The organism is Caballeronia terrestris (assembly GCF_001544515.1).
In the GTDB taxonomy this organism is placed as follows: domain Bacteria; phylum Pseudomonadota; class Gammaproteobacteria; order Burkholderiales; family Burkholderiaceae; genus Caballeronia; species Caballeronia terrestris.
In genome coordinates, this window is the sequence record NZ_FCOL02000151.1 from 1 (window position 1) to 5,852 (window position 5,852).

At 59.4% G+C, this 5,852-nt stretch carries 4 protein-coding genes; 1 reads left to right on the top strand and 3 read right to left on the bottom strand.

Features of this window, described 5'->3' with window-relative positions; genetic code table 11:
- Positions 1–218: 218 nt before the first annotated feature.
- The 3 genes from AWB67_RS34100 to AWB67_RS34110 form a co-directional block, all read right to left on the bottom strand.
- A complete protein-coding gene (locus AWB67_RS34100; RefSeq protein ID WP_087660382.1) occupies positions 219–917 on the bottom strand; it encodes a FadR/GntR family transcriptional regulator in 699 nt (232 codons plus the stop codon).
- Between the two features lie 563 nt (positions 918–1,480).
- Positions 1,481–2,617: an MraY family glycosyltransferase gene (locus AWB67_RS34105; protein ID WP_087660383.1), complete on the bottom strand. Its 1,137-nt coding sequence runs from the start codon at positions 2,615–2,617 to the stop codon at positions 1,481–1,483.
- Positions 2,618–3,060: 443 nt separating this feature from the next.
- A complete protein-coding gene (locus AWB67_RS34110; protein WP_087660384.1) occupies positions 3,061–4,116 on the bottom strand; it encodes an EpsG family protein in 1,056 nt (351 codons plus the stop codon).
- Between the two features lie 467 nt (positions 4,117–4,583).
- On the opposite strand from AWB67_RS34110, the gene AWB67_RS34115 reads away from it, so the two are divergent.
- Positions 4,584–5,759 (top strand): glycosyltransferase family 4 protein, encoded by a 1,176-nt coding sequence (locus tag AWB67_RS34115; protein WP_087660385.1) that lies wholly within the window; start codon positions 4,584–4,586, stop codon positions 5,757–5,759.
- The last annotated feature ends 93 nt before the right edge of the window (positions 5,760–5,852 follow it).

Consider the following 5,852-nt stretch of genomic DNA (forward strand, 5'->3'; position numbering starts at 1 on the left):
ATGTTGCGTTCCGCGACCCCCGCCACGATTCCACACATATTCGTCCTCCGACGATGGTTTGGTCCGCTTCGCGAATCAGCACTGCTGGCAACATCGCGTGGACTTTTTTAAAGCATGACGTGTTGCGCGAAAGCAGTCCGTTGCTTTGCGCATACTTTTGATATTCGAGGTATCCGGATGAAAATCGTCCGGTTTTAAGCAGTACTCGCGCGCTCAAATCAATCCGCTTCCCCAAGCAGTTGATCGGCGCTGCGGCTCAAGAGCTGCATCATCGCGGCCTTCGCGGCATCCGCATCGCTCGCTTCGATCGCGCGCACGACGTTGCCGTAGTCCACGAGATCCGAATCTTGTGCGAGCGTCCGCATGCGCGAGATCGGCCGCATCGCCCTCAACCCCATTCGCACGACGCTGCCCATCTGCCGGAGCAACTCGTCGTCACTTGCATCGACGATCGCCGCCTGCAGTGCGTCTTCGGCGGCTTGCTGAACGGCGATCTCGGCGCCCGCGTGTACGAGACTCTGATACGCGGCAGTGATCGCGATGCGCTGATGCCGGTTCGCGCGCGTCGCCGCAAGCGCGGCGGCACGCGGATCGACGAGTTTGCGGAAATCGATCAGACCGCGCAGATATTCAGGATCCGGTGTGGCGCGCAGGCGCCACTCGGCCACTTCGTGATCGATGATCAGCCAGTCTTTCGCGGGCTTGATGCGAGTGCCCGTCTTGGACCTGACATCGAGCATCCGTCGCGAGATCAGGACGCTGAGCGCTTCGCGCATGATGGCGCGGCTGACACCGATCTTCTTCGACAGGATGACCTGCGGAGGAAGCACGCTGCCTTCGTAGTCGCCATTAATAATGCCTGTCGCCAGTTGGTTGACCACTCGCTTGACGAGGGATGCTTCGTATCCGTGGGTCATTTTTGTTCTCATGGTATCGCCCGGCGCGCCAGCCTGTTTGCCGCTTCTCGTGCGGCTTATTGTTAGTGTTTTTCAGGCTGGCGCGATGATGGTCTCCTGCATGTCCCCATGCGCCGGTCGTGCTGCCCAGCAACCGGGGCGCGTCCACTCGCAGTTCTTGTGAATGACGGTCGTTACTTAGCGATAAAGCGTCTCCCCATGTTCCGCCGATGTCTTGCGCGCGCTGTGAAGCTCCATGCGCAAGGCCGGCTTTAATCGGGTCTCCGGCACGGTAAATAAGACTTGCTTGGCCATGCTCTCATGTAACGATATGTTGCATGGGGTCGCGCTTGCTTAACGTACGTCCTCACACACTGATTGCCTATTGGACTGTAGAACAACAATGCCGATGCTTGTGCGCCCTTGCATGTGGGACGCGTGCTTGGGACATGTGGGAAAAGGAGTCGAACGGATCGACGGTGACCCGTGATCGTTGCCGGCTTGATGTCAGACCGATGACGCTCCGCTTAGAAACCGAAAGAAGCCAAGCCGGGCGCCGCATGACTGCGGCGCCCTCGATTCAGTCAATGACGCGGCCGCTCCGCGCCGCGCGGAGCGACGACCGGCGCTTTGGGCGTGATCATCAGCCAGCGCGGCGACCTAAAGTGCACGATCGCCACGTAAAGCCGCACGTAGACCATGACAAACGCGACGGTCGCCGCCGCAAGCGCGACGGGCGTATCCCAGAAGAACGTGGCGGGCGCGATGCCGACCAAGCTCAGCACCCACAGATAAACCGAGGTGTACGAGTTACGCAGCGCGCGCTGGCGCAGGTTGTTTGTGTCGAGACCTTTGCGCACGACACGCCGGTACACGAGCGTATGCAGGTGAAGCCCGTCGGGCTGGCCCGCCGGACGGCCGCGCACGATCTTTCGGCGATAAATCGAGAACAGCGTCTCGAAGACCGGATAGACCGCGACGGCCATCGCGTACCACGCGGACACGCCTGGGTTGCGCACGATCAAGAGGACCAGCAGCTCCGCCATGATGAAGCCGACGAAGTAAGCGCCGCCGTCACCGAGGAAGATCGAAGGCACCGGAAAATTCCACAGCACGAAGCCGCCGATTGCGCCAATCATCGTCAGCGCGATGCTCATCACAAGGTAGTCGTTAACGCTATGAGCCACGTATCCGATCGACGCGAAAATCAAAATCGTCGTCACCGACGCAAGTCCGTTGAAGCCGTCGATGATGTTGACCGCGTTCGTCAGACCCGCGACACCAAGCATCGTAAAGGCGATCCCGATCGGCATGATGCGCAACCACTGATCGACGAGCGGGAGGTCGACGCGCGTAAGCGTCGCATGCATCACGAGGCAAGCGGCGAGCGCCGAAGCCAGCGCGCAAAGGAGGCGCACGCTCGGGCTCACGCGCTTGGTCATGTCCTCGATCACGCCACCTGCGAATGCCGGCACGGCGCACAGGAGGAGCAGCAGCTGGCCTATCCCGGAATCGGTCGCCCAAAGCGGCTGCGCGACCAGCGTGACGGCCGTGGCGCAGGCGATGCCCACCCCGCCGATCCGGGGCACTGCGTAGGCGTGGTTCTTCTGGATGCCGCGCAGGTCGTGGTCCATCGAAAGCGATCCGTGCAAACCGGAACTTCGAACGATAAAGAAGATGACCAGGAATGAGACTACAAAGCCAAGCGCAAGATTCAGCATCTCTGTGCGACTCCAAAAATTAACGGAGGAATTCTTATATTTCTTGTCGCTTGAGCTAATCTGTAGGACAAGGTTGGTGAATGCACACCGTCTCGCATTTGGGGTCTAGCCTCTATGGCATTCCCAACAGAAGCTCGGCGGGATTGTTTTATAAGCCGACAAATCAGCGTAAATGCTGAGGACGGTATGACAATTTTTTCATTAGGCATAACGGCAATGGTTTAGGGCCATCAGTAATCCCCGCTTGAGAGAAGGGAAAATAACTGGCGTGTATATGAAAAGACAATTGCGCATGTTGAATCCGTTTTGAAAGGACGCGAGCACGCGGCGGCTTGACGAAGGCCGCGCCGATTAACTCGCGTTCAAGGCTGTTGCGGAGGATAGCCACGCCGTCATGCTGTGCGCATGACAGCGGCGTAGTCGCTCAGTGAAAAGACACCCTCTTAGAGAAAGTACGAGTAGATGCCCATTTGATAGTTCTTGACGACGTCGTACATGACAAGGGCCACGATCAGCCCGACCATCCACAGGACCAGCGAATTCTTTAGTCGAACCTCCGGCACCATGACGGCGAGCAGCAGCGGCCCGTAGTAGACGATTCGCTGCGTCCCAAACGGATACACGAAGAACGAGATGATCAGGAACATGATCAGCCCGATATGCATGATCGCGATCTTCTGAACGACCAGTTCGCGCGTCGTGTCCTCGAGATTCTTCCGGCGAAGCATCAGCACGAGCGCCGGCACGACTAGGTACAGGAGCAGCGATATCAGGAAGTTCACCGTGAACTCTTCCTGCTGCGTGTACGCCTCGAGCCGGCGGCCGCCGAACGTGTTGAACAGCCAGGCCGACGCCAGCGACATCGCGAACGCCGCACCAACCACGCTCACGATCGCAAGCGTCCTGCTGCGTTTCATGAGAACGTGCGCGAGAATTAGGAAGAGCGCCGGATACGCGAACGTCGTATGGACGATGCTGGCGAGCACGGCGCCCCGGATCGGCTGCTGCCGGCACATCGCGAAATACATGGCGATCGACAGCGCGAACCCCTGGCGGATCTGGAACAGCCCGACTGTCACGAGACCGGTGGGAATGAGCACCCAGAGAAGCAGGCCGAGGAGCGGTCGGCGCGTGCGGCTCAGCGCAAGCGCCATGAGCACGTTCAGCGTGATCACCGTGATGCGCACGCCCATCTCGGGCGAGACGCCCAGCGAATTGATGCCCAGCACCCAAAGCCGCCAGCCGAGCTCGTCCGTGATCGTTTTCACGATGAACAGGACAATCGAGCGGTTACTCGACCAGAGATGCATGATCCAGAGGGGATCAGCTTCCCGGAAGTACGCAACGTAATTGTCCTGGTCGAGCAGCCGGCTCCGATCGCCTAATGCGAGCATGCAGAGCATGAACGCCACCACCGCCAGGAAGCCCAGCGTGGAGGGTCGCAACCATTTGAAGGCCGTGGGGACCTGGTTCGAGTTGAGTTGTTGGGCCACTTTCATATCTCTCGTCCGTCAGCTTCCCAGTCTTTTGCAAACCGGTGGAGTTTGTCCATTTTTATGCCGCTCAAGCGTGCTCTTGGTAATCGCCCTTCTCAGGACCGGGCGCGGTAATCGGCGATGAAACTGGCATCGCACTCGCATCACATTACGCCCCCGAACGCTATCAGTTTTTCGATTTGTCCTACGAGCGGCACGGCACACAAGTTTCGAGTACGGCCCGGGATCCGTGATCGATCTACCTCATTTGTATAACCAGAAAATCGCGTCCACGATGTGTGTTGGATGCCGAACGGTAAAGCGCCTCTCCAATCACTTAGCCTTCCACTGGTCTTATCGTCCTATCGATTCAAATTAGAACGAGCGCGATAGGAGAACGAAGGCTAATCAGATTTCCGCTACTGCTTTATCCAATCGAAAGAATAGAAAGCGGGTTTCACATCACCGGATGCACGCGCTGTGCGAACACAATGAAGATCGTCCATATAATCTCCGGCCTCGGTGTGGGCGGTGCAGAAACGCTGCTGCTGAACCTCGCTTTGGAGTCGCGCACCGCGGGCGACAAGCACGTCGTCATTTCGCTGTCGCCGCTGGATGTCATGGCGGAGCGTCTGCGCGCCGCGGGTGTCGAGGTCAAATTTCTCGGAATGCGGCCAGGTGCGCCGAATCCGCTGCTTCTGGTCAAGCTCGCGAGGTGGATCGTCGAGACGCGCCCGGATGTCGTTCAGACGTGGATGTATCACGGCGATATTTTCGGCGGCGTCGCGGCGCTGCTGGCGCGGCTGATGTTCCGGGTCCGCGGGACGCGTCAGAAGTTCGCGCTCGTCTGGGGCATTCACCGAACTGAAGTGCCCACGCCCAAGGTCGGGCGCTTTCTGCATTCACTTGCGCGAATCGGCGCATTGACTTCCAACCAAATGCCGGACTCGGTCATTTGCTGCGCCAACGCGTCGTACAAGGCTCACGTCGCGTACGGTTACGCTCCTGCCAGGATGCGCGTGATCCATAACGGTTTCGACGTTCATAAGTTCGTGCCGGATGCGGCTGCCCGGGCCGCGCTTCTCGACGCGCTCGATTTGCCTTCCCGCTCGATCCTGGTCGGCATCGTCGGGCGCTCCAATCCTGCCAAGGATTATGACAACTTTTTGCGTGCGGCCGCGCTGCTTCGTCAGCGTGTGTCGGACTGTCGTTTCGTGATGGTCGGCAAGGATGTCGACGCGAGCAACACGACGCTCGCACGCAGGATGAGCGAGCTCGGCCTGACGGGCGTGTGTCACATGCTCGGTGCCCGCAGCGACTTACACCGACTCATGCCGGCGTTCGACATCCTGTGCCTCTCGTCGCGGACGGAAGGCTTGCCGACGGTCGTCGGCGAAGCGATGGCCTGCGGCGTGCCGTGCGTGGTGACGGATGTCGGCGATACCGGCCAGCTTGTCGGCGATACCGGTCTGGTGGTGCCGCCGCGAGATCCCGTCAAGCTGGCGCACGCGCTGGAAGAAATGGCGACGTTGAGTCTCGAGCAGCGCAAGAAGCTGGGCAACCTTGCGCGCGAGCGGATCGTCGAATCGTTTTCGATCTCGGTGTGCTGGCAGAAGTATCGCGAGATGTACGCAACCTTGCTGCGCGCGAAAGGCGTGTCGCGTTGAGCGTCACGTCATCAAGCTAGACATCATGTATGGACCTGCCGCACCTCAAGGTACGCGGATTAAGCTTGAGGTAGGTTACGCCGCGGCTCAGAG

Excerpts from the sequence above, each read along its gene's own strand:
- AWB67_RS34110 (WP_087660384.1), bottom strand. The coding sequence starts at position 4,116 with ATGAAAGTGGCCCAACAACTCAACTCGAACCAGGTCCCCACGGCCTTC.
- AWB67_RS34100 (WP_087660382.1), bottom strand. The coding sequence starts at position 917 with ATGACCCACGGATACGAAGCATCCCTCGTCAAGCGAGTGGTCAACCAA.
- AWB67_RS34115 (WP_087660385.1), top strand. The coding sequence starts at position 4,584 with ATGAAGATCGTCCATATAATCTCCGGCCTCGGTGTGGGCGGTGCAGAA.
- AWB67_RS34105 (WP_087660383.1), bottom strand. The coding sequence starts at position 2,617 with ATGCTGAATCTTGCGCTTGGCTTTGTAGTCTCATTCCTGGTCATCTTC.